22 protein-coding genes are annotated in these 21,914 nt (G+C 62.3%); 13 read left to right on the forward strand and 9 right to left on the reverse strand.

The genetic code is table 11. From position 1 onward, the window contains the following. Positions 1-2: 2 nt before the first annotated feature. The 5 genes from NZ746_04955 (at position 3) to gcvPB (ending at position 5,787) form a co-directional block, all read left to right on the forward strand. A complete protein-coding gene (locus NZ746_04955; protein ID MCS6816715.1) occupies positions 3-1,220 on the forward strand; it encodes a 2,3-bisphosphoglycerate-independent phosphoglycerate mutase in 1,218 nt (405 codons plus the stop codon). A 64-nt stretch (positions 1,221-1,284) separates the two neighbouring features. Then, entirely contained in the window at positions 1,285-2,385 is a 1,101-nt protein-coding gene (gcvT, locus tag NZ746_04960; GenBank protein ID MCS6816716.1) for a glycine cleavage system aminomethyltransferase GcvT, read from the forward strand. Between the two features lie 39 nt (positions 2,386-2,424). Next, positions 2,425-2,820: a glycine cleavage system protein GcvH gene (gene gcvH / locus NZ746_04965; protein MCS6816717.1), complete on the forward strand. Its 396-nt coding sequence runs from the start codon at positions 2,425-2,427 to the stop codon at positions 2,818-2,820. 79 nt (positions 2,821-2,899) lie between these two features. After that, complete coding sequence (gcvPA, locus tag NZ746_04970; GenBank protein ID MCS6816718.1) at positions 2,900-4,240, forward strand: aminomethyl-transferring glycine dehydrogenase subunit GcvPA; 1,341 nt, start codon at positions 2,900-2,902, stop codon at positions 4,238-4,240. Next, positions 4,237-5,787, forward strand: a complete 1,551-nt coding sequence (gene gcvPB, locus NZ746_04975) for an aminomethyl-transferring glycine dehydrogenase subunit GcvPB (GenBank protein MCS6816719.1) — start codon at positions 4,237-4,239, stop codon at positions 5,785-5,787. The genes gcvPA and gcvPB overlap by 4 nt, the downstream gene beginning before the upstream one ends. 15 nt (positions 5,788-5,802) lie before the next feature. On the opposite strand, the gene NZ746_04980 is transcribed toward gcvPB, so the two are convergent. Genes NZ746_04980 through pgeF form a run of 3 tightly spaced genes read right to left on the reverse strand, consistent with a single transcriptional unit; the run spans position 5,803 to position 8,380 of the window. After that, a complete protein-coding gene (locus NZ746_04980; protein ID MCS6816720.1) occupies positions 5,803-6,744 on the reverse strand; it encodes a DMT family transporter in 942 nt (313 codons plus the stop codon). After that, a complete protein-coding gene (locus NZ746_04985; GenBank protein MCS6816721.1) occupies positions 6,726-7,517 on the reverse strand; it encodes a DUF72 domain-containing protein in 792 nt (263 codons plus the stop codon). The genes NZ746_04980 and NZ746_04985 overlap by 19 nt, the downstream gene beginning before the upstream one ends. After that, on the reverse strand, positions 7,514-8,380 hold the full coding sequence (gene pgeF / locus NZ746_04990) for a peptidoglycan editing factor PgeF (protein MCS6816722.1): 867 nt from the start codon (positions 8,378-8,380) through the stop codon (positions 7,514-7,516). Before pgeF ends, NZ746_04985 begins: the two co-directional genes overlap by 4 nt. Here pgeF and acpS point away from each other — a divergent pair. Next, on the forward strand, positions 8,361-8,738 hold the full coding sequence (gene acpS, locus NZ746_04995; protein ID MCS6816723.1) for a holo-ACP synthase: 378 nt from the start codon (positions 8,361-8,363) through the stop codon (positions 8,736-8,738). The genes pgeF and acpS overlap by 20 nt on opposite strands. A 94-nt stretch (positions 8,739-8,832) precedes the next feature. Here the strand turns inward: acpS and NZ746_05000 are convergent, their stop codons facing one another. Genes NZ746_05000 through NZ746_05010 form a run of 3 tightly spaced genes read right to left on the reverse strand, consistent with a single transcriptional unit; the run spans position 8,833 to position 11,070 of the window. Beyond that, complete coding sequence (locus NZ746_05000) at positions 8,833-9,729, reverse strand: VWA domain-containing protein (GenBank protein ID MCS6816724.1); 897 nt, start codon at positions 9,727-9,729, stop codon at positions 8,833-8,835. Position 9,730: 1 nt separating this feature from the next. Next, on the reverse strand, positions 9,731-10,363 hold the full coding sequence (locus tag NZ746_05005) for a hypothetical protein (GenBank protein ID MCS6816725.1): 633 nt from the start codon (positions 10,361-10,363) through the stop codon (positions 9,731-9,733). Positions 10,364-10,386: 23 nt separating this feature from the next. Further along, the gene (locus tag NZ746_05010; protein MCS6816726.1) at positions 10,387-11,070 is read right to left on the reverse strand and encodes a hypothetical protein; all 684 of its coding nucleotides are present in this window, start codon (positions 11,068-11,070) and stop codon (positions 10,387-10,389) included. A 125-nt stretch (positions 11,071-11,195) separates the two neighbouring features. Here NZ746_05010 and NZ746_05015 point away from each other — a divergent pair, with 125 nt between their 5' ends. Next, positions 11,196-11,627: a thioesterase family protein gene (locus tag NZ746_05015; protein MCS6816727.1), complete on the forward strand. Its 432-nt coding sequence runs from the start codon at positions 11,196-11,198 to the stop codon at positions 11,625-11,627. 9 nt (positions 11,628-11,636) lie between these two features. On the opposite strand, the gene NZ746_05020 is transcribed toward NZ746_05015, so the two are convergent. From NZ746_05020 to NZ746_05030, 3 genes are all read right to left on the reverse strand, one after another. Beyond that, on the reverse strand, positions 11,637-12,473 hold the full coding sequence (locus NZ746_05020) for a zf-HC2 domain-containing protein (protein ID MCS6816728.1): 837 nt from the start codon (positions 12,471-12,473) through the stop codon (positions 11,637-11,639). Further along, the gene (locus NZ746_05025) at positions 12,466-13,098 is read right to left on the reverse strand and encodes a sigma-70 family RNA polymerase sigma factor (protein ID MCS6816729.1); all 633 of its coding nucleotides are present in this window, start codon (positions 13,096-13,098) and stop codon (positions 12,466-12,468) included. Before NZ746_05025 ends, NZ746_05020 begins: the two co-directional genes overlap by 8 nt. Positions 13,099-13,211: 113 nt before the next feature. Then, positions 13,212-15,119 (reverse strand): S8 family serine peptidase, encoded by a 1,908-nt coding sequence (locus NZ746_05030; GenBank protein MCS6816730.1) that lies wholly within the window; start codon positions 15,117-15,119, stop codon positions 13,212-13,214. A 326-nt stretch (positions 15,120-15,445) separates the two neighbouring features. On the opposite strand from NZ746_05030, the gene NZ746_05035 reads away from it, so the two are divergent. From NZ746_05035 to NZ746_05060, 6 genes are all read left to right on the forward strand, one after another. Continuing rightward, a complete protein-coding gene (locus NZ746_05035; protein MCS6816731.1) occupies positions 15,446-15,601 on the forward strand; it encodes a hypothetical protein in 156 nt (51 codons plus the stop codon). Then, complete coding sequence (locus tag NZ746_05040) at positions 15,591-16,592, forward strand: hypothetical protein (protein MCS6816732.1); 1,002 nt, start codon at positions 15,591-15,593, stop codon at positions 16,590-16,592. The genes NZ746_05035 and NZ746_05040 overlap by 11 nt, the downstream gene beginning before the upstream one ends. 50 nt (positions 16,593-16,642) lie before the next feature. Continuing rightward, positions 16,643-17,662: a polysaccharide export protein gene (locus NZ746_05045; GenBank protein MCS6816733.1), complete on the forward strand. Its 1,020-nt coding sequence runs from the start codon at positions 16,643-16,645 to the stop codon at positions 17,660-17,662. An 18-nt stretch (positions 17,663-17,680) separates the two neighbouring features. Further along, entirely contained in the window at positions 17,681-19,990 is a 2,310-nt protein-coding gene (locus NZ746_05050) for a polysaccharide biosynthesis tyrosine autokinase (GenBank protein ID MCS6816734.1), read from the forward strand. Next, on the forward strand, positions 19,987-20,724 hold the full coding sequence (locus NZ746_05055) for a hypothetical protein (protein MCS6816735.1): 738 nt from the start codon (positions 19,987-19,989) through the stop codon (positions 20,722-20,724). The genes NZ746_05050 and NZ746_05055 overlap by 4 nt, the downstream gene beginning before the upstream one ends. Positions 20,725-20,790: 66 nt before the next feature. Further along, positions 20,791-21,914 (forward strand): hypothetical protein (locus NZ746_05060; protein ID MCS6816736.1); only part of this gene is annotated, 1,124 nt, incomplete at its 3' end.

Consider the following 21,914-nt stretch of genomic DNA (forward strand, 5'->3'; position numbering starts at 1 on the left):
GTATGCTCTCGTTGAACCATTTCCGACAACTCGCGACGAAGACGGATACGAAGATCGTGCAGCTCGTCCTGGATGGCCTGGGCGGACTGCCGAATGAGACGGGCCGATCGGAGCTGGAGGCCGCGCGCACGCCGAATCTGGATGAGCTGGCGCGGCGCGCGCTTTGCGGTCTCGCGGATCCGGTCGCCCCTGGGATCACGCCCGGAAGTGGACCGGGCCATCTGGCCATTTTCGGGTATGATCCGCTGGTGTGGGAGATCGGGCGCGGCGTGCTCGAAGCGTTGGGCATCGGTTTTGAGCTGCAGCCGGGAGACGTGGCAGCGCGGGGGAATTTCGTCACGCTCGATGGAACCGGGGTGATCGTGGATCGGCGCGCCGGGCGCATCTCCACCGATCACTGCGTCGAGTTGTGCGCGCGACTGCAAGCGGAGATCCGCGAGATCGAAGGCGTCGAAGTCCTCATTCGTCCCGTCAAAGAGCATCGCTTCGCATTGATCTTGCGCGGGGAGGGACTGGGCGATGGCATAGAGGATACAGATCCACAGCGGGTTGGTTTGAAGCCGAAGCCTGTCCAAGTGCGCGATCAATCGTCCGAGCGCACCGCGCGCGTCGTGCGTCGGTTTCTGGAGCGCGCCTTTGAGATTCTCGCCGATGAGCGTCCGGCCAATGGCGTGACTCTACGCGGCTTCTCGCGTCGGCCGGACATTCCTCCGATGACCGAAGTCTTCCGCCTCACGCCCGCTGCCATCGCCACCTATCCGATGTATCGCGGCCTGGCGCGATTGGTCGGCATGCAGATCATCGAGACGCCGCCGGAGGAAGATCTCTCAGCGCTCGCCGAGCGGCTGCGCGAGAACTTCGACCGTTACGACTATTTCTACGTGCACGTGAAGAAGACCGATAGCTACGGCGAGGATGGGAACTTCGAGGGCAAGGTGCAGGTGCTCGAGCGCGTGGATGAAATCCTCATCCCGGCGATCCTCGCCTTGCGACCGGATGTCGTCGCCATCACGGGGGATCACAGCACGCCCTCGGTCTTGAGGGGCCACAGTTGGCATCCGGTCCCGTATCTGCTTTACGCGAAATATCTGCAATCGGACGATGTGACGGAGTTCAGCGAACGGGCGTTCCTGCGTGGCGGATTGGGACGCTTCCGCTTGGTGGAAGGATTGCCGCAGCTTCTGGCGCACGCGCAGAAGCTCCTGAAGTATGGCGCTTGACGCTAAGGAGTAGCTATGCTAGCTTGCCAAATCCGCTGAGGACGCTTGGGGAGATCACGACGTGGTGACTGCGCAACTGAAGCGATCGCCGTTGCACGAGACGCACGAAGCGTTGGGCGCACGCTTCACCGAGTTCGCCGGCTGGCTCCTACCGCTGCAGTACACGGGAGCGATCGAGGAGCATCTCGCCGTGCGCACGGCCGCGGGCCTCTTCGACGTGAGCCACATGGGACGTTTAGAGATCCGCGGGCGAGGGGCCTTGGCCCTTATTCAAAAAGTGACGTGCAATGATGCCGCGCGCCTGCGCGATCATCAGGTCCAATACTCCGCGCTCACGACCGAGCGTGGGACGTTCGTGGACGATCTCACCGTCTATCGCGTTCGCGAGGACCATTTCCTGCTCTGCGTCAATGCGGCGAATCGGGAGAAGGACGCGCGTTGGATCCGGGAACACCGGGAAGGAGAAGAGGCCGAGGTCTATGACGTCAGCGATCAATTGGCGCAGCTGGCGCTCCAAGGCCCAGCGGCCAGCGAGATCCTTCAACTGCTGACCGACGTGCAGTTGGAGCACATCCGCTTCTACTGGTTCGAACAGGGAGAGGTCGCTGGCGTCTCCTGTCTGATCTCCCGCACGGGCTATACGGGCGAAGACGGCTTCGAACTCTACGTCCCGGCCGCTTCGGCCGAATGGGTGTGGAATCGGTTGCTTGATGTCGGCCAAGCGGCGGGATTGAAGCCATGCGGCTTAGCGGCGCGGAACACTCTTCGATTAGAGGCGCGGATGCTGCTCTACGGTCACGACATGGATGAGACGACGACGGTATGGGAGGCCGACCTGGGGTGGATCGTGAAGTTGGAGAAAGGGGACTTCATCGGGCGCGACGCCTTGCGGCGGCAGAAGGAAGAAGGCCTCCAGCGCAAGCTCGTTGGCTTCGAAGTCCACGATCGCGCTCCGGCGCGAGAGGGGTATCCGGTCCTCGTCCAAGGCCATGTCGTGGGGCAGGTCACTTCGGGCAGCTACGCGCCCTTCCTTCAGAAGAACATCGGGCTGACCTACCTGCCGATCGAGCACACCACCATCGGGGCGAGATTCCACATTCGCGTGCGAGAGCGAGAGGTCGAGGCGGAGGTCGTACCCACGCCGTTTTACAAAAGGCCGCGGTAGAAGCGGCCTCATGGATGTTTCACAGGGAGGGAAGTGAGGATGGCCACGTATCCTGAGGATTGCCTGTATACGAGAGAGCACGAATGGATTCGCGTCGAGGATGACGTGGGGGTGATCGGTATCACCGATTACGCGCAAGAGGCGCTCGGCGATATCGTCTACGTCGAGCTGCCGAGCGTGGGGGATCATTTCAGTCAAGGCGAGCCATTCGGCAACGTGGAATCGGTCAAGGCCGTGAGCGAACTCTACATGCCCGTGAGCGGAGAGGTCGTGGAGGTCAATGCGGACTTGACCGAATCCCCACAGCTCGTCAACGAGGATCCGTATGGCGATGGTTGGATGGTGAAGATCGCGCTCTCGGACCCGACGGAGTTGGAGACGCTCATGTCGGCGAGCGAGTATGAGGAGTACGTCAAGGAGGAGAAGAAGAAGTGACTCCCCGCGGAACCGCCTTCGAGATCGTCGCTGTGTGCGACGGTCCGGCGTTCGGCGGGAGTGAGGGGAGGAGATCGGCATGCGGTACATTCCGAACGCGCCAGAAGAACGGGCCGAGATGCTGCGGGAGATCGGCTGCCCCACGGTCGAGCATCTCTTTCGCCCTATTCCGGAGAGATTCCGATTGAGAGAACCGTTGCGGCTTCCACCAGCGCGGTCGGAGGCGGAGGTCTTAGCGTTCTCCCGAGAATTGGCCGCGCGCAACGCGGCGGCGACCGAATACGCCCTCTTCCTGGGAGCGGGTGCGTATCATCATTTCATCCCGTCGGTGGTGGAGGCCCTGATCTCTCGCGCGGAGTTCACGACGGTCTATACCCCCTATCAACCGGAGATCGCGCAGGGGACGTTGCAGGCGCTCTTCGAATACCAGACGCTCATCTGTCAGCTCACGGGCATGGAGGTCGCTAACGCCTCGCTTTATGACGGTTCGACGGCGCTCGCAGAGGCCGTGCTCATGGCCGAGCGGGTGACGCGTCGGCGCGAGATCTTGCTGGCGGATAGCGTGCATCCTGAGTATCGAGAGGTCATTCGCACTTACACGCGGGCGCTCGGAGTGAACATTCGAAGGCTGGAGTACGATCCGGAGACTGGGGGAATAGCTCAGCGCGGCCTTGCGCCGAGCGCGGAGACGGCGGCCTTAGTCGTGCAATCGCCCAACTTCTTTGGCGTCATCGAAGACATCGAAGCGCTCGCCGAACGGGCGCACGAAGTGGGAGCGCTGCTCATTGTGGTCATCACCGAACCGATCAGCTTAGGCCTCATACGGCCGCCGGGAGAGCTGGGGGCTGACATCGTCGTCGGCGAGGGACAATCCTTCGGCATCCCCCTCAGTTTCGGCGGGCCCTCTCTGGGGATTTTCGCCACGCGCGAGCGGTTTGTGCGACAGATGCCTGGACGCATCGTCGGGCAAGCCTTCGATTCGCAAGGGCGACGCGGATTCGTCATGACCTTGGCGACGCGCGAGCAATACATCCGACGCGAGAAGGCGACCTCCAATATCTGCACGAGTCAGGAGTTGTGCGCCATCATGGCAGCCATCTATCTCTCGACGATGGGACCGCGCGGATTGCGTGAGGTCGCTGAGCAGAATGCGCAGAAGGCCGCTTATTTGGCCCGCGAGATCTCTCGTCAATCTGGATTCCGCCTTCGCTTCTCCGGTTCGCACTTCAATGAATTCGTCGTGCAGTCGGAACGGCCGGTCGAGCTGGTCCTCGACCGATTGCGCGAGCGGAAGATCTTGGGCGGCCTCCCCTTGGGGCCCTACTATCCCGAGTTGCGCGATTGTTTCCTCGTCTGCGTGACGGAGATGATCACGCGCTCGATGATGGAGACATATTTGCACGTGCTGGATGAACTATGAAGGAGACACCGTGCCACGTCAGTCGCGATGAAGCATTGATCTTCGAGCGCTCTCGTCCGGGGCGAACGGCCTATAGTGTGCCGCCGCTCGATGTCCCAACGGTTCCGCTGGAGACGTGGATCGAAGCGCGTTTTCTGCGCACGGAGCCGGTGGCCGGAATGCCGGAGGTGAGCGAGGTGGACGTCGTCCGGCATTTCACGCGGCTCTCTCGGTGGAACTATGCCGTGGATGTCGGCCTGTATCCCCTGGGCTCCTGCACGATGAAGTACAACCCGAAGATGAACGAGCGCGTGGCTCGGCTGGAAGGTTTCGCTTTTCATCATCCGTTGACTCCGGAGGAGCTGTCGCAGGGGAGCTTGGAGGTCCTCAAGACATTGGAGGAGTTGCTCTGCGAAATCACGGGCATGGCGGCCGGCTGTTTGCAACCGGCTGCTGGAGCGCATGGGGAGTTGACGGGTCTTCTGCTCATCCGCGCCTGTTTGGAAGCGCGGGGCGATGCGCGGCGGAAAGTCCTCATCCCGGACTCCGCGCACGGCACGAATCCCGCGAGCGCAGCCATCTGCGGATATAGCGTGCAAACGATTCCTTCCAATGAGCGCGGGCTCATTGACCTGGACGCGCTTCGCCGCGCGGCCGATCGCGATCTCGCGGCGCTCATGCTCACGAATCCCAACACGCTCGGGCTCTTCGAAGAGGAGATCGAGGAGATCGTGCGCATTGTGCATGAGGCCGGAGGATTGGTCTACATGGACGGGGCGAATATGAATGCCCTGGTCGGGATCGCGCGTCCGGGAGACATGGGTGTGGACGTCATTCACCTGAACATCCACAAGACGTTCTCCACGCCGCATGGTGGAGGAGGGCCTGGAGCGGGTCCTGTCCTTGTGACCGCGGAATTGGAACCATTCCTCCCGGTACCCCGCATCGTGCGTCGCCACGATGGCCGACTCGCGCTCGATTACGACCGGCCTCATTCGATCGGGCGCGTGCGCGCCTTTTATGGGAACTTCGGTGTGCTCGTGCGGGGGTTGAGCTACATCCTGACGATGGGGCCCGAGGGGTTGCGCGAGGTCGCCGAGACGGCCGTGCTCAACGCCAACTATCTCGCTCATCATCTGAAGGACACCTACGAGATCGCCTATCCCGGTCCTGTCATGCATGAGGTGGTCTTCTCCGATAAACGGCAACGGGCCTATGGCGTCCGGAACGTGGACATCGCCAAGCGGCTCATTGATTATGGGTTCCATCCGCCCACGATGTCCTTCCCGCTGATCGTCCCAGGAGCTCTGATGGTGGAGCCGACCGAGACCGAATGTCGGGAGGAATTGGACCTGTTCATCGCCGCGATGAAAGCGATCGATCGCGAGTGTCGGGAGAATCCTGAGCTGGTGCGCACGGCGCCACATCGCACGCGCCTCGGGCGCTTGGACGAAGTCGCCGCCGCACGGCATCCGGTCTTGCGCTGGCGTCCCGAGGATTCGCGCGCGCGGTCCGCAGCCTCGCCGGAGAGCGCCGAGAAGGAACGGGTCGCTTCGCCAGAACCCTGAGCGCGCCCGCACGAATTACGAGATCGTGAATTCGGACTCGTCGTCGTGAGTGCGCGCTAAAGAGATCCCCAACAAGATCATCGCTGCCCCGATCAATTGCTCTGGGCTCGGACGCTCGTTCAATCCAATCCACGCGACCAGCAGGGCGATTGCCGGGCTCAAGTTCGAGTAGATGGCCGTGCGCGTGCTCCCCAAGCGCTTGAGGCTGTAATTCCACACGATGAAACAGAAGACGATGGCGCCGAGCGCGCTGAACAAGAGCGCCGCCCACGCCATCGGGCGAATGGTCGTCCACGACTGCTCTCGCAGGGCGGGCAAGGAGACCAACACCAGTGGGATCGTTCCGGCGATCATCGTCAGCAGCGTGCTCTTCACCGCTCCATAGCGGTGGACATGCCGCTTCACTCCGATCGTGTAGAAGGACCAGCACACGGTCGCCACAAGGAGCAAGAGGTCTCCGAATGCGGTCTCGCGCAGAGATCCGTCGGCTCCCAGGAGCGCGCGCGGTGCTCGAAGGCGACTCCAATCCTCGCCGATGATGAAGGCGATCCCCAGGAATGAGAGCCCGATGCCGAGAGCCATGCGCCCGGTCACGCGCTCCTGTCCGCGCGCGGCGCTGAGCAGCGCGACGACCATGGGCGTCGTCGCCAAGATCAAAGCCGCCGTGCTCGCTCGCGAGCGCGCCAGACCCTCGATGAAGGCGATTTGATAGATCGTGTTCGCTAAGATGCCCAACGCGATGAGCGAGCCGAGGTCCTCGCTCTCAACGGCCCAAGCTTCCCGTCGCATCCGGAAGAGCAGCACGAGCGCCAGCGAGGCGATGATGAAGCGCAGGGCGTTGAAGCTGAGGGGGGAGAAATCGTGCAGGGCAATCTTCACCACGGTGAAATTGATCGCCCAGACGGTGGACATCAGCAAGAGCAACCCATCCACCCAGCTCACCCGACTCCGACGCATCGCGGCCCGCTCTCCCGTGCGCTGTCGTCCTCTTTCCCCAAGTTGACGAATTCTATCAGCTTCCGCGCGTTCTCGATAGCGTAGCCGTCGAAATCGTTGTTGAAGTAAGCGTACACATCGAGGTCACGGTCGCGCCACGCGCAAATCTTCTCAGCCACGGCGCGAAGCTGTTCGTCCGTGTAGGCCGAGGCGTAGAGAGCCCCCGGCCCGTGAAAGCGAAGATAGACGAAAGGCGCGGTCACGACCTCAGCCGTCGGGTATCGTCCGCCTGAATCGGCCTGACAGAAGGCGATCTCGTAATAGCGCAGCAGAGCATAAGCCTCTTCCTGCAGCCACGTTCGATGCCGCGGTTCCAACGCATAACGGATGCGCGGGCTCTTATGGCGCAGCGTCTTGAAGAAGCGCTCAACGCCTTCCCGATCAAAGCGCACGCTCGGCGGCAATTGGATCAAGACGGTGCCGAGTTTCTCGCCGAACTCGGAGAGCATCGCGAGGAACGTCTCCAACGCTTCCTCAGCGTCGCTCAGTCGGCGCCGATGCGTGATCCGACGATTCATCTTGACCGAGAAGACGAAATCATCCGGCGTCGCCTCGATCCATTTCCGCACTGTCGTCGGTCTTGGCGTGCGGTAGAACGTGGCGTTCACTTCGACCGTGCGAAAATGGCGACTATAGAACTCCAGCCATCGAGCCGTGGGGAGGGTTTCTGGGTAGAAGCGGCTCTTCCAGTGCGCGTAATTCCAACCGGAGGTGCCGATCGCGAGGCGACTCATGGTCGGACGGTTGCGATGATTGAGAGCATGCGTCCGACGCGACCATGGGTTCGGAAATCGCGCCGGTGAGAGAAAAAGAGCTGCGGGTGGCATGCCGTGCAGAGCCCGCTCGTGAAGATCTGCGCGCGCGGGATCGCGCAGGCGAGCAGTTGCCGCACGTTGGCTTCCACGAGATCCAGGTGGGCCGTGCCCGATGCCGTGGGCGATGAGAAGAGCGCCGCCGCATATGGGAACGTCTGGTGAAATGGTTCCAGGACGTCGGGACCGACTTCGTAACAGCAGGGGCCGATCGTCGGACCGATGGCCGCATAGCAGTCTTCGGGGCGCGTCCCGAAATGCTCGACCATCGCCTGAACAGTGCGCTCGACGATTCGTCCGAGCGTGCCGCGCCATCCGGCATGAACAGCAGCACGCGCGCGGGTTCGCGCGTCGAAGAGGAAGATCGGTGCGCAATCGGCCGTATGAATCCCGAGCACGACTTCGCTCTCCCGCGTCGCGATGGCGTCCCCAAGCGGCGGAGGGTCTGGCGTCCCGCCCCATGCATCCGGATCGAGGATGACGCAGTGGTTCGTGTGCCGCTGCCGCAAGGTGAGCAATGGACGATGCGCCAAGCCCATGGCCGAGAGGAATTGCGCGAACGCGCGCCCACCGTCTTCAGATCGCGCGCTCGCGATCGGCGGTCCGCCCTGTGACACCATGTCCGGCGCGCCTTGAAAAGATAGGGCGCTTGCGGCATGCTCTTGCCTCTGCCGCGTGCTCGTGGCGACGAGCACGCCGAGGGAGAGAAGGGGAACGCAGACGAGAGCTGAGAGACCGTCGGTCGTTCGGAGTTGAAAATCGCGCATGATCGTTGGCATCGGCATAGACATCGTTGAGATCGCGCGCATTGAGGCCGCGATCGCGAGATTCGGTGAGCGCTTTCTTCGGCGCGTCTTCACGCCAGCGGAGATCGCCTACTGTCAGCGATCCGCGCATCCGGCCGAACGCTTCGCCGCGCGCTTCGCCGCCAAAGAAGCAGCGCTCAAGGCCCTCGGCACCGGCAAACGCGGCGGCATTCGCTGGCATGACGTGGAGATTTTACCATCTCCGAGCGGTCAACCCCGAATCGAGTTTCACGCCGGCGCGCACGAACGTCTGCGTGCGCTCGGCGGACAGCGCGCGCATGTCTCCCTGACGCACGGGCGCGATCTGGCCATCGCCCAGGTCATCATCGAGGGATGAGACCTGAGGACAATGCCTCGCTCTCGGGAGAGGCGCAGAGATTGACGGGGATGAACGCGCGCCCACTCTGAGCTTGGCCTTGGAGCCGTCTCGTCTATCCTCGTGGCACGTAGTAGCCGCGCCGTGTGCGTACAGTGACGCCTGTTCGCGCGACGCGCACTTCGATGCGGCGCCATCGTCCGTCGCGTCGCTCCCATGTCGGGTAATAGCCGAGCGTGTACTGGTGGCCCAACTCTTGAACGATGGCCTGGAACGTCGCGTACATCTGGGCCCCGCCAGGATCGCGGATATAACGTCCGCCCGTTTGCTCGCTCAAAGTGCGCAAAGCCATGCGAGCGCGCACGACGTCAGCCGCCGAAGCGGACGCCTCATCCATGAGGTCCACGGCATAGATGGTCACATTCGCGGCCAGCGCTTCTCGAAGCGCGTCATCAAGCGATGCGCGGCTGGCCGTATCCGCTCCATCGGAGAGCAGCAGGATGGCGCGTCGCTTCTCCGGACGTTCGGCCAAGTCACGAGCGGCGCGCACCAAGCAGTCGTAGAGCGCCGTATACCCCTCGGCCTTCAGGCTCCAAATTTCTGGCTCGATCTCAGGATACGCGCCGAAGGGTTGAATCTGCGCGAATTGAGTGGCGAAGGCATAGAGGGCGAAGACGTCGTTCTCGCGCAGACCTTGAACGAAGCTGCGCGCTGCCGCTCGGGCGATCCGCAGCATGCGCTCCATACTCCCGCTGACGTCCAGCAGAATGGCTACGGCGAAGGGCGTCTCCTCGGCACTGAAGTGCGCGATCGGCTGCGGGCGCCCATCTTCGAGGATCGTGAAGTCGCGCTCGCTCAGTCTGGAGACATAGCGACCGTCGCCCCCCGTCACCGTGACGTTCATCAGTACCAGTGGAGCTTCCAAGCGAATGACGGGCTCTTGCTCGGGACGTTGCGCTCTCGCCGAGCTGAACGCAAGCGCCATGAGGATGAGCGCACTCCCTATGCGCATCTCACGTCCCCCGATCCGTGCGCGCATGCTGGCGCAAGTAGCGGGCTAGCCGCACGATCTCATCCGCACGCTCCATGACTTCGACCGAAATGACATATGCCGTGAGCGCTTTCACCGCGTCGTGCAACCGTTCGGCCGATTCGCGCAATCGTGCGAGCGCGCGCGCCGGATCTTCGGGCAACGGCTCCCGGGGAGACAGATCGCCAGCCCCGCTGATGGAGCGAATGCGACGGGCGAAACGTTCGATCTCTTGCAATAACTCCTCCGAGCGTCGGGAGTGATGGCGTTTCTCCCATTGTTCGCTCAACTCCCGCGCTCGCTTCAGGAGCTGCTCCGATGCCTCGACAGCGCGGCGATGCTCGGCCTTTCGATGTTCGATCGCCGCGCGGTCTAGAAGCTCTTGCTCCGGATCCGTGAGTGGATCGCGAGAAGCCGATTCCGGCTCTCTCTTCTCCTGCGAACGTTGAGCCTCCGCACTGGAAGGCGTTGGGGGTTTTTGGGAGGACGGCGTCGAAGACGCTTGGGATGAATGCCCCCGTGGTGCATGATCGCGGGCCTCAATCCATAGAGCGCTTCCTCTTGGGAGCGAGAGGACCAGGCTCACTCCCACAATTCCATACCACACTCGTGTCACGATCCTCAGTCGGTCCATTTCGCTCACGGTCCTACGATGCTTGCTGGTGGAACCGTCGTCCCTTCGGGGACGCGGGCTCCGGCCAATACGATCGCCCGCGCGCCGATCCGAACCCCTCGCCCGAGGCTCGTCGCTCCAACAGCGGAAGCGGCGATATGCGCCCCATTCTCGATGTGCACGTCATCCCCGATCTCGATGGTGCCGCGATCGTCCAAAGTCACATCGTTCTCGATCGTGACGTTCTCGCCGATCGCGATCTGATAACCATAGCGCCATCGCAGCCCACGATGACACACGAAATTCGCTCCGACGCGCGCGAAGATGTACGGCGCGAGGATGCGGCGCAAGCGTTGTCCCACGTGCGCATTCAGTCCCAATGGCGAGCTGTCGAACACCTGCCAGAACCAGATGAGCGGCTTCCGCTCGGCGTACTTCTGCTGGTCTACGTCCGGACTCCCCTCGGCCTCTAATGTCACGTTCCGCGGATCGAAACACGCGATCATCGCGCGTGCGGCGATTGGAAATGTGTAATCGCCGAGCTTCTGGAAGTTCGGAGCTTCGGCCAAGTAGAGCTCATAGAGCAAATCGCGCACGATCTCATTGCGATCGAGTCGCGAATCGGCCAGCTTCTCTTCAACACGGGCGAGGAAGTCCTCGAAGATCGTCTCGATGAGTCCAACAGGACGTCCGACTTTGTACTCCGACATGCTCCCTACTCCCTCGGTTCGGATGAATTCCCTCTCTAGCATAGCACGATGGACAGGCGTGTCAATGCGAGGCCGAGTATAATGTGACGGTTTGAAACGACGGACGAAGTCGAGGAGGTTCGAGTATGAACATTCCGCTCGGCGCTTCGGGGACTAAGACGTGGACAGTGACGCGGGAGTTAACGATCGCGCGCCTGGATGCTCGCCTCCCGGAGGCCTTCGCGACGCCGATGATGATCTACCTAATGGAGATCGCGGCGGCCGAGGCGATCCAGCCCTATCTCCCGAGCGGATGGATTTCGGTTGGCGTCTCCGTATCGGTGCGGCATCTGGCGGCAACGCCGACGGGGATGAGGGTGACGGCCCGCGCGGAAGTCATCGCGGTGGATGAGCGTACGGTCACCTTCGCCATCGAAGCGTATGATGAGCGGGAGAAGATCGGCGAGGGCACGCACGTGCGCGCGCCAGTGGAGTTGGCGCGCTTCCTTCAGCGGCTCACCCAGAAGGCCGGGACTTCGGGCGAAGGCTTCCGCGAGGATCACGCCGAAAGCGCGTAAGCCGGGGACTCATCGCCGCAGGCCTTCGAGCTTATGCTGTTCGCTGGCGCTCGGATGGCAGACCATACAGGAGGCTTGGCCTCGCTCCTCAAAGTCGGAGACCAAGGCGTAGGTCAGGCCGCGATCTGACCAAGAGAGGACTTTCCATCCGTTGATCTCCTCGAAATGGAAGACTAGGCCCTGGGAGCGAATCTCTTCGCCCCCAGAAGGACGGGCGACCGTCTCCGAGGTGACCAATAGCGAGATCGGGCGATTGCGCATGCGGTAGGTGATATAGGCTGCGTAGTCATTTTTGAATCCTACCAAGCGCGCGCCTTCCAGTTGATAGGGCTTCGGCTGGCCGGGGAGTTCGCGAAAGCTCGGGAGCTTCAGGTTGAAGGGGACCTTATCAGCGAACCAGGCCGAGATCTCTTCAGGGGACTGACTGAGAATCTCAAGCGGGAGTTGTCCGCGCACCCAGCGTTGGTGCGTGTCCACGGCCAAAAGGGCAAATTCCGAACGGCGGTTCCCGGGATCAGCCCATGAGCGACGGACGCTATCGTAGACGTAGGCCCGGAAGACAAACACCGCCAGGACCACGGCGACTACGCCGAGCGCCCATGCGAAGACGCGCATGCGGGATCCGGATGGGCGCGCCCACAACTGCTCGATGTGCCTGCGGACTCCCTCGGGCACGGTGTAGAGCGGCCGCGCGTGCGCGAGCAGGGCCATGAAGCGCTGCTCGCGCTCCAAGCGCACGCGGCATTCTGCGCATTGGGCGACGTGCTCCTCGAATCGCTGGCGCTCTTCGCCTTCCAACTCCTCGTCCAGATACAGCTCGATCAGATGGACGATGTGTTCACTCATAGGCCTCTCCTGCTCCGCGAATCCTCTTACTCGCCGTATGCCCCTCTTCTTTCGGCACATTCACAGTGCCCACCACGTGATGATTCAATCGTTTCCGCAACTCGGCGCGAGCGCGACTGATGCGCGACATGACCGTCCCTGCCGGACAGCCGATGATTGCGGCGATCTGGCTGTAGCTGAATCCCTCCAGGAATCGCAAGACGATGACCTCGCGATAGACGGCGGGCAGACTCTCAATAGCGTGGCGAATCTCCTGTCCGAGGGAACGTTGTTCGTGCATGACATCCGGACGATGTCGTTCGTCGGCGAGAGGGCGCCCCCTCATTCCCTCATCCTCCTCTTTAACGTCCAGTTCCTCGGTATCCTGCTGTCGCCGCTTTCGCCGCTGGTCGTTGATCCAGATGTTCCGCATGATCGTGAAGAGCCAAGCCTTGACATCGCCGGTCGGCAATCTCTGGGCCGCACCACGAAACGCGCGAAGATACGTCTCCTGCACCAAATCCTCCGCCTCCGTTCGGTCTCGCGTGAGCGCCATGGCGAAGTTGTACAGTCCCTCCAAATATTCCAGGGCTTGGCGCTCGAATTCGCGCTCGGCGTGATTCTGCGCTCGCCATCGCCGAATCATCGTCAACCCTCGCCGCGAGAGCGCTCTCGGACGCTCGGCGCAAGCGTCATCGCTGCTCGCTCACTGAGAGAACACACTCGAGCGCGCCATTTATTCCCCGCGATTCCAAGGCTTCAGGGAATGGTGATCTCGACCTGGTTCGACTCGGCTACATTCCCGGCATTGTCGAAGACGCGGATCAGGAAATAATACGTGCGCCGTGGGAGGTCCAGGGGAAGCGTCCAGGTTTCGATCGTCCCCGCCGGTTGCGGACGCGGTGGATCTTTGACCCGAGTGGCGAAGCGCAACGTGCTCGTCGTGATTGGCGACACGCTGTAACGAATATCGTAGAAAGCGGCCTGCCCCACGCGATCGTCATCTCCGGTCGCCGTCCAAGTGAGCGCGAGTGAAGCGGCACCGCTCATGAGACGCAAATCGGTAATCGGGGCTGGTGGGACCTCATCTCGATCGAGGGCGCGAAAGGCATTCACTCGTCCACCGGAGACGAGTTTCCCGGCCAGCTCTGGGATCCGATCGACGTTGGCCAGAAGGCGGACTTTCACCTGAATCGGCGCACTTTCGGGATAAGCCGAGTAGATCAACGCGGCGATACCGCTCACGATGGCCGTCGCTTGAGAGGTCCCATTCCCAGTGATGGTGCCACTGCTGCGTCCCAGCTCCGCCGAAAGATTCCGCGTCGTGAGGCCAAGGATCGCTACGCCCGGTGCCCCGATGTCCACGTTCACCCGCCCGTAGTTAGAAAAAGAAGCGAGCTGATTGAACCGATCCGTGGCCGCCACGGCGACGACGTTGTCAAGCCGCGTCGTGAGATACGAAGGGAGATAGGAGGCGACGTCGTTGTTTTGCCCATCGTTTCCAGCCGCAGCAAGGGCAATAAGGCCTGCGTCGTTGGCCGCGCTCAACGCGCGTTCGAGTCCAAGGCTCGTTCCCGGTCCGCCGAAGCTCATGTTGAGGACGCGCACGCCAAAGGGAGCCATCGTCACAGCGTAGTTCACGGCTTGGATGATCGCGGACGTCGGAAAATTCCCTCGTTCGTCTCCTGCTTTCAACGGAAGGAGGCGACTGCCCCAACTGACGCCGGCGATATCCAGGGCATTGTTGGTCTCGGCGGCTGCCAGGCTGCACATCCACGTCCCGTGTCCATTCTCATCGTCGGGCTCATTATCTCGGCGGATGAAGTCCCATCCGGAGACGTCGTCCACGAAGCCGTTGCGATCATCGTCCACGCCGTTGTTAGGGATCTCTCCGGGATTGACAAACAGCTTCCGCGCGAGATCGGGATGCGTGGCGTCAATGCCAGTGTCGATGACGGCGATGACCACGTTCGGGTTGCCCGTCGTGATGTCCCACGCCTCTGGGGCCCCGATATCCGCGCGTCGCTCCAAGAAGACGTTGCGGTCGCGAAGATACCATTGAAGGCCGAAGAGCGGATCGTTGGGCACGATTTGGGGACGGAGCACGATATCGGGTTCGGCGAATTCGATCGCCGTCGGATACCGGCGCATGAGCGTCTCCGCCAATCGCGGAGGATCAACGGGGTGGTCGAACTTGAGCAGCATCAGACGGTCTAAGCCAAAGCGTTCCAGAAGGAGTGCGGCCTCCGAGAGCGAGCGCGGCGCTCGTCGCGCCAGCACTTGACTCGCCCTCTGGCGATCGCGGGGGAGAGGGAGCGCGGGACTCAGGCGCACGATCTCGCGGAGCCCAGCCATCCTGACGAGGTCTCGAAAGATCCCTTCCGGCTGCTTCTCGGCGGCGACTGTAGCTTCGGACGGAAGCGGCACGCCCGGACGGAAGCCGACGATCAGGTGAGTGGGGACATATTGCGGTCGCTTCGATTGAGCAAAAGCCGACGGAATGGGTAAGTGAGCCGAACGCTTCATCGCGCCACCAGCGGCGGCCCACAGGATCAGGAGGAAGCTGAGCGCGATACGAAGGCGCCTCTGCGCAGCCTCAACAGTCTGAGGTCGGTCGCTCCCGCTCGCGCAGGACGACGCGCGAATGCGATGCCGAACCCGTCTCATCGCCTGGTCAGTGTAGCACCGGTCGAGAGCATCCACAAGCTCATCCCGGCGGATCGAGTCCCTCGCGATTTCAGACTTCACATCAACGCTGTGCGCTAACTGAGAAAAACGGATTCGCGTCGTGGAGGGAGTCAGGAGGGGTCTCGATCTATCGTAAGACTCGGCAATTTCGGGATTTAGTTCGAAAGTGGTGAATCTCCAAAGAGGTCATGCGCTGGATTCGACAAAACAAGCGCGTCGCGTCCAAAATCTCCTTGACATTGCGAGGGGCGAAACCTACAATACGGGCCAATGGAGTCAGGAGCATATGCGAGCGGCGAAAGGAGATGGAGGCGGCCTCGTTGGTCTTGGGCGATGGCGTGCTGGCGCATCCCACGAGCGTCTCCTATGGCGATGAGTGGAGCGCTGAAGGGCCCGTGCGAGCGGACAGGCCCATGCGACGCGCGAACGTTCTCGTGAAGGAGCGAATGGATGAGGAGTAGGGGCTGCGGACATCGAGTGGTGAGATGGGGAATCGGGTGCGCCGTGCTCGTCCTCATGGTTGGAGCGTGGACAAGCCGTGGGTCGGCGGAGATGGCCGATGAATCGGTGGCCGAGAGTCGCGGACCGCATCCTTTGGCATTGAAGGGAGAAAATCCCCCCGCGCGCGCAATCCTGGGTGAGGTGATCATCGTCGGGGATGGTCTTGTGCGGCTCAATGGCGTTCCGATCTTTTGGGGAAGCGCCGTCGTGGACGGGAGCGATATTGAGACGACATCGAGCATGGCCTTTGTGCGGTTGCGCGACAGCCGGGGAGTAATCTTCATCGGCCCGACCAGTCGAGTGCGGATCGCGCGCGAGCGCTCGCGCGTACGCGTGCGTGTGCTCTACGGTGAGGCGACGATCCGAAGTCAAGACGAGATCGAAGTCGAAGGGCCGGATCGTTCCCTTCGCTTGAGTCCGCGACATGGTCAAGGGACATCGAAGGGAGCAGCGATTTATTCGCTCTTCGTGCGCGAGGAGAGGCTGTTCGTTCGCCCGGTGGATGAGCGCTCTCGGTCCAGTGAGACGCTTCGTGCCATCGCGCCAGAAATGGTCGCGGGGCTCGCTATGTTGCCGCTTTTACAGCGGGACGAGCGCGCGCGCGTGGGATATTCGCCGGGACCGATGCTTGTGCCGGACGTGACCGAGCGCCCCCCACTGGTGATTCAGTGTCGGGCAGAGAAGCTGTTTGGTTATGGGCTTCGGGTCGTCGGGCGAGTCGCCTTGGGCACGACGCCGATTGGAGGAGCACCTGTGATCGTCCGCGTGCTGTTTCGGAATCGGCTTCCTAGCCTGACAGTGATGAATGTCGTCACAGGGGCTGATGGACCTTTCCTCGGCCACTACCAGGCCCTCTTTGCGGCGACGCCCGCTGATCTGGCGGCTGGAGGCGTCGTCGAAGTCGTGACGCAAGTCGGGCGGGAGATCGCCACTAACCGGTGTGGGTTTTGAACGCGAGCCGGGGCGTCCCGGCACGGCGTGAAGCAAAGGGAGAGGGGGTTATGGGGATTTTGAACCTCGCGATTATTTTCGGACTTTGTGGGAGCGTTCTGGTGGAGGGAACGCAGGCGCCGAGCGCGCGCCCACCAGCTCCTGCTGTCCAAGAAGGGCAGCAAGGGGCGCCGCCGATGCTCTCGTGGCCCGATGAGGAGGAGGAATATGTCATTGGCCCCGAAGACGTGTTGGAGATTCGCGTCTTCGAGCAACCGGATCTGAGCGGCGAGGTGCGCGTCTCCCTCAAAGGATACATTCGCATCCTCCCCTTTCCGGAGCCGATCAAAGCCGCGGGATATACGGAGCATCAACTGGCCGAGATCATTCGCGAGAAGCTCATGGCCTTATTCAAGAATCCCCAGGTGGTCGTTCGCGTGAAAGAGTCGCGCAGCCGATTTGTGGCTGTGATCGGCGCGGTCCGCAAGCCGGATCGGTATGAGGTCGTGCGCGGCATGCGCCTGCTGAATCTCTTAGCGGCGGCCGGAGGGGTGACTGAAAATGCGGGCAATATGGTGCACATCATCCGCACGGGGAAGCGGCCCGTGCGATCGGCAGAAGCGGAGCGCCCTTCGAGCGAGAATGAAGTGGAACCGCAATTGGAGATCGTGGACCTCCGACAGCTACTGAGCGGACAGTGGGACTTGGTCAACACGCGCGTCTATCCGGGAGACATCGTGAGCGTGCCCGAGGCCGATCAGATCTTCGTGACGGGGAACGTCGTCAGCCCCAACGCCTTTCGGATTCGCGGCGATATGACGCTCACCAAGGCGATCGCGCTCGCTGGCGGTCTGCGTCCGCATTCTCAGAAGAACAAGGTGACAATCCTGCGACACGTGCCGGGACGAGGCGAGCGGGTGGAGATCGTTGTGGACTTAGATAAGGTGGAGCGCGACCAGGTGAAGGACGTGCCGCTTGAGCCCAACGACATCGTCTTCGTGCCTTCCTCCTCGATGCGCAACGTGGGGATGGCGATGTTGAACGCGTTCAGCTTGGGAGCGGCTTCGCAGCTGATCTGGCTCTTACGATGAAGTGGGGAGGAGATTCGTATGGCTGAGTCCAACGAGAAGCCTTCTCTTCCAGCGACGCCCCCGGAGCGGTCGTCGCTGCAGGCTCCCGGGGCAGCGTCAGGGCCTGTGATGAAGTTCTATCCGGCGAGCGTCTTTCGCGAGGAGGAGGGAAGGGAGCGCGATGTCCATTTGCTCGACTATTGGCGGGTGATCAAAAAGCGGCGATGGATCGTGTTGAGCGTCCTGTTGGTGGTCGTCACCATCGTGACGATCCGCATGTATCAATTGCCGGTCATCTACGAGGCCACGGGGCGGATCATCATCAATCCGCAATTGCCCCTGCGGGTGACGCGGGAGAGGGAGACCAGCGCTGATCTCTCCTCCAACGACGCGCAGTATCTGGAGACGCAGCAGAACGTCTTGCGGAGTCGCGAGCTGGCGCGGCGCGTCATCGAGGCGCTCCATTTGGAGCGACATCCGGAGTTCGCCGACATCACGACGCGCGTCGCGGATCCGGATCGGCGGCGCGTGTTGCTCATTGATCGCTTCCTGGCGAATCTCAAGGTCGAACTCGTGCGCAATACGCGCGTGGTGGCCGTCACCTACAGCGCGCACGATCCGCAGTTGGCGGCGCGCGCCGTCAATGAGTTGTTCACCCAGTACGGCGAGTACATGCTCGAGGCGCGCTCGGATTCGACCCGCAAGGCGACCGAGTGGTTGCAGGAGCAATTGGCCCTTTTGCGCGATCGCGCCGAGAAGGCGCAAGAGGAGTTGGTTCGCTATAGCCGAGAGAACGAAATTGTGCAGCTCAGCGAGAATCAGACGATCACGGTCGAGCGATTGGCCGATTTGAATCGGCGCTTGATCGAGGCCGAGACCGATCGCATTCGGGCCGAGACGCTCTATCGGCTGAGTCGCGAAGGCGAAGTGGATGCCTTGCCTCCGGTATTGGCCGATCCGCAGATTCAGGCATTGAACGCTCGCTTGGCCGAGCTGCGGCAAGAGTTGGCGCAGCTCAATGTCGAATATCAACCGACGCATCCGCGCGTCGCTCGCGTGCGCGAGCAGATCGCCGAAGTCGAACGCCAACTCGTGCTAGCCAAGCGGCGTATTTTGGCCAACATTGAGGCCGAATACAAAGCGGCCGTGCGACGGGAGAGCGATCTTCGTGCGGCCTTAGAGCGGCAGCGGGCCGAGACGCTCCGTCAGAACGAGCGAGCCATCGAATTGAGCTTGCGCAAGCGCGAGGTGGAGGTGACGACGCAACTTTATGAGGGCTTGCTCGAGAAACTCAACGACGTGAAGTTGCTCTCGACGTTGACGACCACCAACGTTCAAATTCTCGATAAAGCCGAGATTCCCTTGCGCCCAGCGCGGCCCCGCAAGCTCTTCAACATCGGACTCAGCGTGCTCGTCGGACTCATCCTCGGCGTTGGCCTCGCCCTCTTCGTCGAGTATTTGGACAACACGGTCAAATCTGCCGAGGACGTGGATCGCCTGCTCGGCCTGCCGGTGCTCGGATTAGTGCCGGCGTTGGAGAGCTTGGAGCGGAAGCGATGGGCCACTTTGCCGCGCCTCCATCGAGCGAAGGAGGAGGAGCGCCCGGTCCTCATCAGTCAGCGGCAGCGGTCGAGCTTCGCCGAGGCCTTCCGCACATTGCGCACCTCGGTTTTGCTCTCGCATGCCGAACATCCGCCGCGCACGATCCTATTCACCTCAAGTAGTCCGGGCGAAGGGAAGACGACGACCGCCGTCAACACGGCGATCTCGCTCGCGCAAATGGGCGCGCGCGTCCTTCTCATCGATGGCGACTTGCGCAAGCCCGGGCTTCACAAAGCCCTGAACGTGAAGAATCATCCGGGGCTCTCGGCCTATCTGACGCGTCCGCTCGAGGTGGATGCCGTTATCCTTCATCAACCGGCGGAGAATCTCTTCGTGATCCCCGCCGGCGCGATCCCACCGAATCCCTCGGAACTCCTGGGATCGGCCAAGATGCGGGAGTTGCTCGCGCAGGTGAGCGAGCGCTACGACTTCATATTGGTGGATTCGCCCCCGGCTTCCACGCCCGATGCGCTCGTGCTCTCGGCGCTGGTGGATGGCGTCATCCTCATCATTCGCTGCGGAGAGACGCCGCGCGAGTTGGTGCATCGTGCGCATCAGGCACTCCTGGATGTGAACGCGCGCATTTTCGGCGTCGTTCTCAATCGCGTGGACGTGACTCAGGACGGATACTCGTACTACTACCGCTACTACTACGCGAGCGATCGCGAGGCGGAAGAGCGCGAGGAACGCGCGGGAACGCCTCCGACGATCGCCGACGACCGTTCGTCTTCGGAAGGCGCGTCGTGATTGATCTGCATTGCCATCTTCTGCCCGGCGTGGACGATGGGCCGAGGACGTGGGAAGAAGCCATCGCGCTCGGCGTTCGGCTTGCGGAAGAAGGGGTCACGCTCGCTGTGACCACGCCCCATGTCTTTTGGGGACGTTCTCCGAATCCCGCGCCGGAGCAGATTCAAGAGGGCGTCGCACAGTTGAACCGAGCGCTCCAGGGGCGCTTGCGCGTCCTCCCGGGCGCGGAGGTGCGGATCGTCCCCGAACTGAGGGCGTGGGCCGACCGCGTGATGCGTTCGGCGGTAGATGGAGATCGGGCGCTTCTTCTGAACGGCACATCGTATGTGCTCTTGGAATTTCCGTCCGAGGTCGTTCCTTCGGGCGCCGACCGGCTCTTCTTCGAGCTGCTGACGGCTGGGGTTCGACCGATCCTCGCGCATCCTGAGCGAAACGCCGCACTGCGGCATCGGCCCGAGCGATTGCGTCACTTCGTGGCGCAAGGATGCTACGTTCAAGTGGACGCCCCCTCTCTTCTCGGGGATTATGGACGCGAGGCGCAACGAGTCGCTCAGCGCTGGATCGAGGCGGGGTGGGCGCACGTCATCGCATCCGATGCGCATAGCCTTCGCACGCGCCCGCCCAAGTTGCGACGCGCTTGGGAGCATATCGTTCGAGCCTACGGAGAGGCCGTCGCGCGCGCGTTGTTCATCGAGAATCCGAAGGCGATCGTAGAGGGAGCGGATCTCTCTTAGATTCTGGCGCGACGTCGCGCGGAAGCGGAAGATCGAGTTCGCGTACCGGCTCGCGTGAGAACGGACATGGCGGAAGCGGACGTTCGAGACGGCTCGTTCGTCATTCGACATCGCGGGATTCGGCTGATTGTAGGGATCGGAGCGGCGCTCGGCGGACTGCTCCTTTTTTGGGGATATCCTCACGCTCGGGCGCTTCTGATCGGAACGCACAGTCTCCGCGTCGAAGACGTCGACGCTGCGCTCTCGGCAATCCCCATCATTCCTTCCGGCGTGCGCGCGCGATTAGGCGTGCATTATCTCTACGATCCCCTGGCGTTCGATCCTCAGCGGGCCCTCGGCCATTTGCAGAGGGCCGTACATGAGCAACCCTTCGACTTCCGAAGTTGGATGCATCTCGGTCAAGGATACGAAGCCGTTGGGGATCGCGCGCGGGCGGACGCCGCCTATCGTCGAGCCATCGCCTGCGCGCCCGAGTATTTCCTCCCCCAGTGGCTCTATGCGAACTTCTTGCTCAAGCACGGAGAGCGCGAGCGCGCGATCGAAGTCTTCGCCCGCGCTGCTCGCGCGAATCCGGAGGCTGTCCCCAATATCGCCGAGCTGCTGCAAGATGTGGAGTCGCTCCAGCGACTCGATCGTCTGGCAGCGACGGCGAGCGTGCGCGCGCGCTTGTGCGCATTCCTGCTTGCGCGTGGCGAACTCGCGTCGGCGCTCGCGCTCTGGCGCGATCTCGCGTGGGACGATGACGAGGAGACGAAGCTCTGGTTGGCGCGCGCCTTGATCTCGCGGGGAATCTCGCTCGGAGAGACCGAACGGGCGCATGCCTTGTGGCGCGCGGTGGGAGAGCGCATTTATGCTGTTGCCGGCCAGGGGCTCGTTTGGAACGGCGGGTTCGAGCACGCTTTGTTCAAGGAGCGAGTCGCCGATCCTCCACCGCCATTGCTCGGAAGCATTCGAGGATCGGACCTCTTCGATCGCGATTTCGATTGGCGGATCGAGAGCGACGAGGGCGTCGTCGCGACGATCGTTCGCGGAGATTCCCACGAAGGAGAGCGGGCACTCCGCCTCCAGTTCGTGCGGCATGAGGGCGTTCGCTTCTCCGGGATTGGACAGCTTGTGCTCCTGCATCCGGCGATGACGTACGAATTGTGCTTCGCCTATAGGGCCGATCTCCGTGGGGATCCGCGCATGCT

The sequence above is a fragment of the Blastocatellia bacterium genome, from assembly GCA_025055075.1.
Lineage (GTDB): Bacteria > Acidobacteriota > Blastocatellia > HR10 > HR10 > HR10.

Excerpts from the sequence above, each read along its gene's own strand:
- NZ746_05000 (MCS6816724.1), bottom strand. The coding sequence starts at position 9,729 with ATGCGCATAGGGAGTGCGCTCATCCTCATGGCGCTTGCGTTCAGCTCG.
- NZ746_05050 (MCS6816734.1), top strand. The coding sequence starts at position 17,681 with ATGGCTGAGTCCAACGAGAAGCCTTCTCTTCCAGCGACGCCCCCGGAG.
- NZ746_05025 (MCS6816729.1), bottom strand. The coding sequence starts at position 13,098 with ATGATTCGGCGATGGCGAGCGCAGAATCACGCCGAGCGCGAATTCGAG.
- NZ746_04985 (MCS6816721.1), bottom strand. The coding sequence starts at position 7,517 with ATGAGTCGCCTCGCGATCGGCACCTCCGGTTGGAATTACGCGCACTGG.
- NZ746_05020 (MCS6816728.1), bottom strand. The coding sequence starts at position 12,473 with ATGAGTGAACACATCGTCCATCTGATCGAGCTGTATCTGGACGAGGAG.
- NZ746_05040 (MCS6816732.1), top strand. The coding sequence starts at position 15,591 with ATGAGGAGTAGGGGCTGCGGACATCGAGTGGTGAGATGGGGAATCGGG.
- NZ746_05010 (MCS6816726.1), bottom strand. The coding sequence starts at position 11,070 with ATGTCGGAGTACAAAGTCGGACGTCCTGTTGGACTCATCGAGACGATC.
- NZ746_05015 (MCS6816727.1), top strand. The coding sequence starts at position 11,196 with ATGAACATTCCGCTCGGCGCTTCGGGGACTAAGACGTGGACAGTGACG.
- NZ746_05030 (MCS6816730.1), bottom strand. The coding sequence starts at position 15,119 with ATGAGACGGGTTCGGCATCGCATTCGCGCGTCGTCCTGCGCGAGCGGG.
- NZ746_04980 (MCS6816720.1), bottom strand. The coding sequence starts at position 6,744 with ATGCGTCGGAGTCGGGTGAGCTGGGTGGATGGGTTGCTCTTGCTGATG.
- gcvPB (MCS6816719.1), top strand. The coding sequence starts at position 4,237 with ATGAAGGAGACACCGTGCCACGTCAGTCGCGATGAAGCATTGATCTTC.
- NZ746_05045 (MCS6816733.1), top strand. The coding sequence starts at position 16,643 with ATGGGGATTTTGAACCTCGCGATTATTTTCGGACTTTGTGGGAGCGTT.
- NZ746_04955 (MCS6816715.1), top strand. The coding sequence starts at position 3 with ATGCTCTCGTTGAACCATTTCCGACAACTCGCGACGAAGACGGATACG.
- acpS (MCS6816723.1), top strand. The coding sequence starts at position 8,361 with ATGATCGTTGGCATCGGCATAGACATCGTTGAGATCGCGCGCATTGAG.
- NZ746_05035 (MCS6816731.1), top strand. The coding sequence starts at position 15,446 with ATGGAGGCGGCCTCGTTGGTCTTGGGCGATGGCGTGCTGGCGCATCCC.
- gcvPA (MCS6816718.1), top strand. The coding sequence starts at position 2,900 with ATGCGGTACATTCCGAACGCGCCAGAAGAACGGGCCGAGATGCTGCGG.
- pgeF (MCS6816722.1), bottom strand. The coding sequence starts at position 8,380 with ATGCCGATGCCAACGATCATGCGCGATTTTCAACTCCGAACGACCGAC.
- gcvH (MCS6816717.1), top strand. The coding sequence starts at position 2,425 with ATGGCCACGTATCCTGAGGATTGCCTGTATACGAGAGAGCACGAATGG.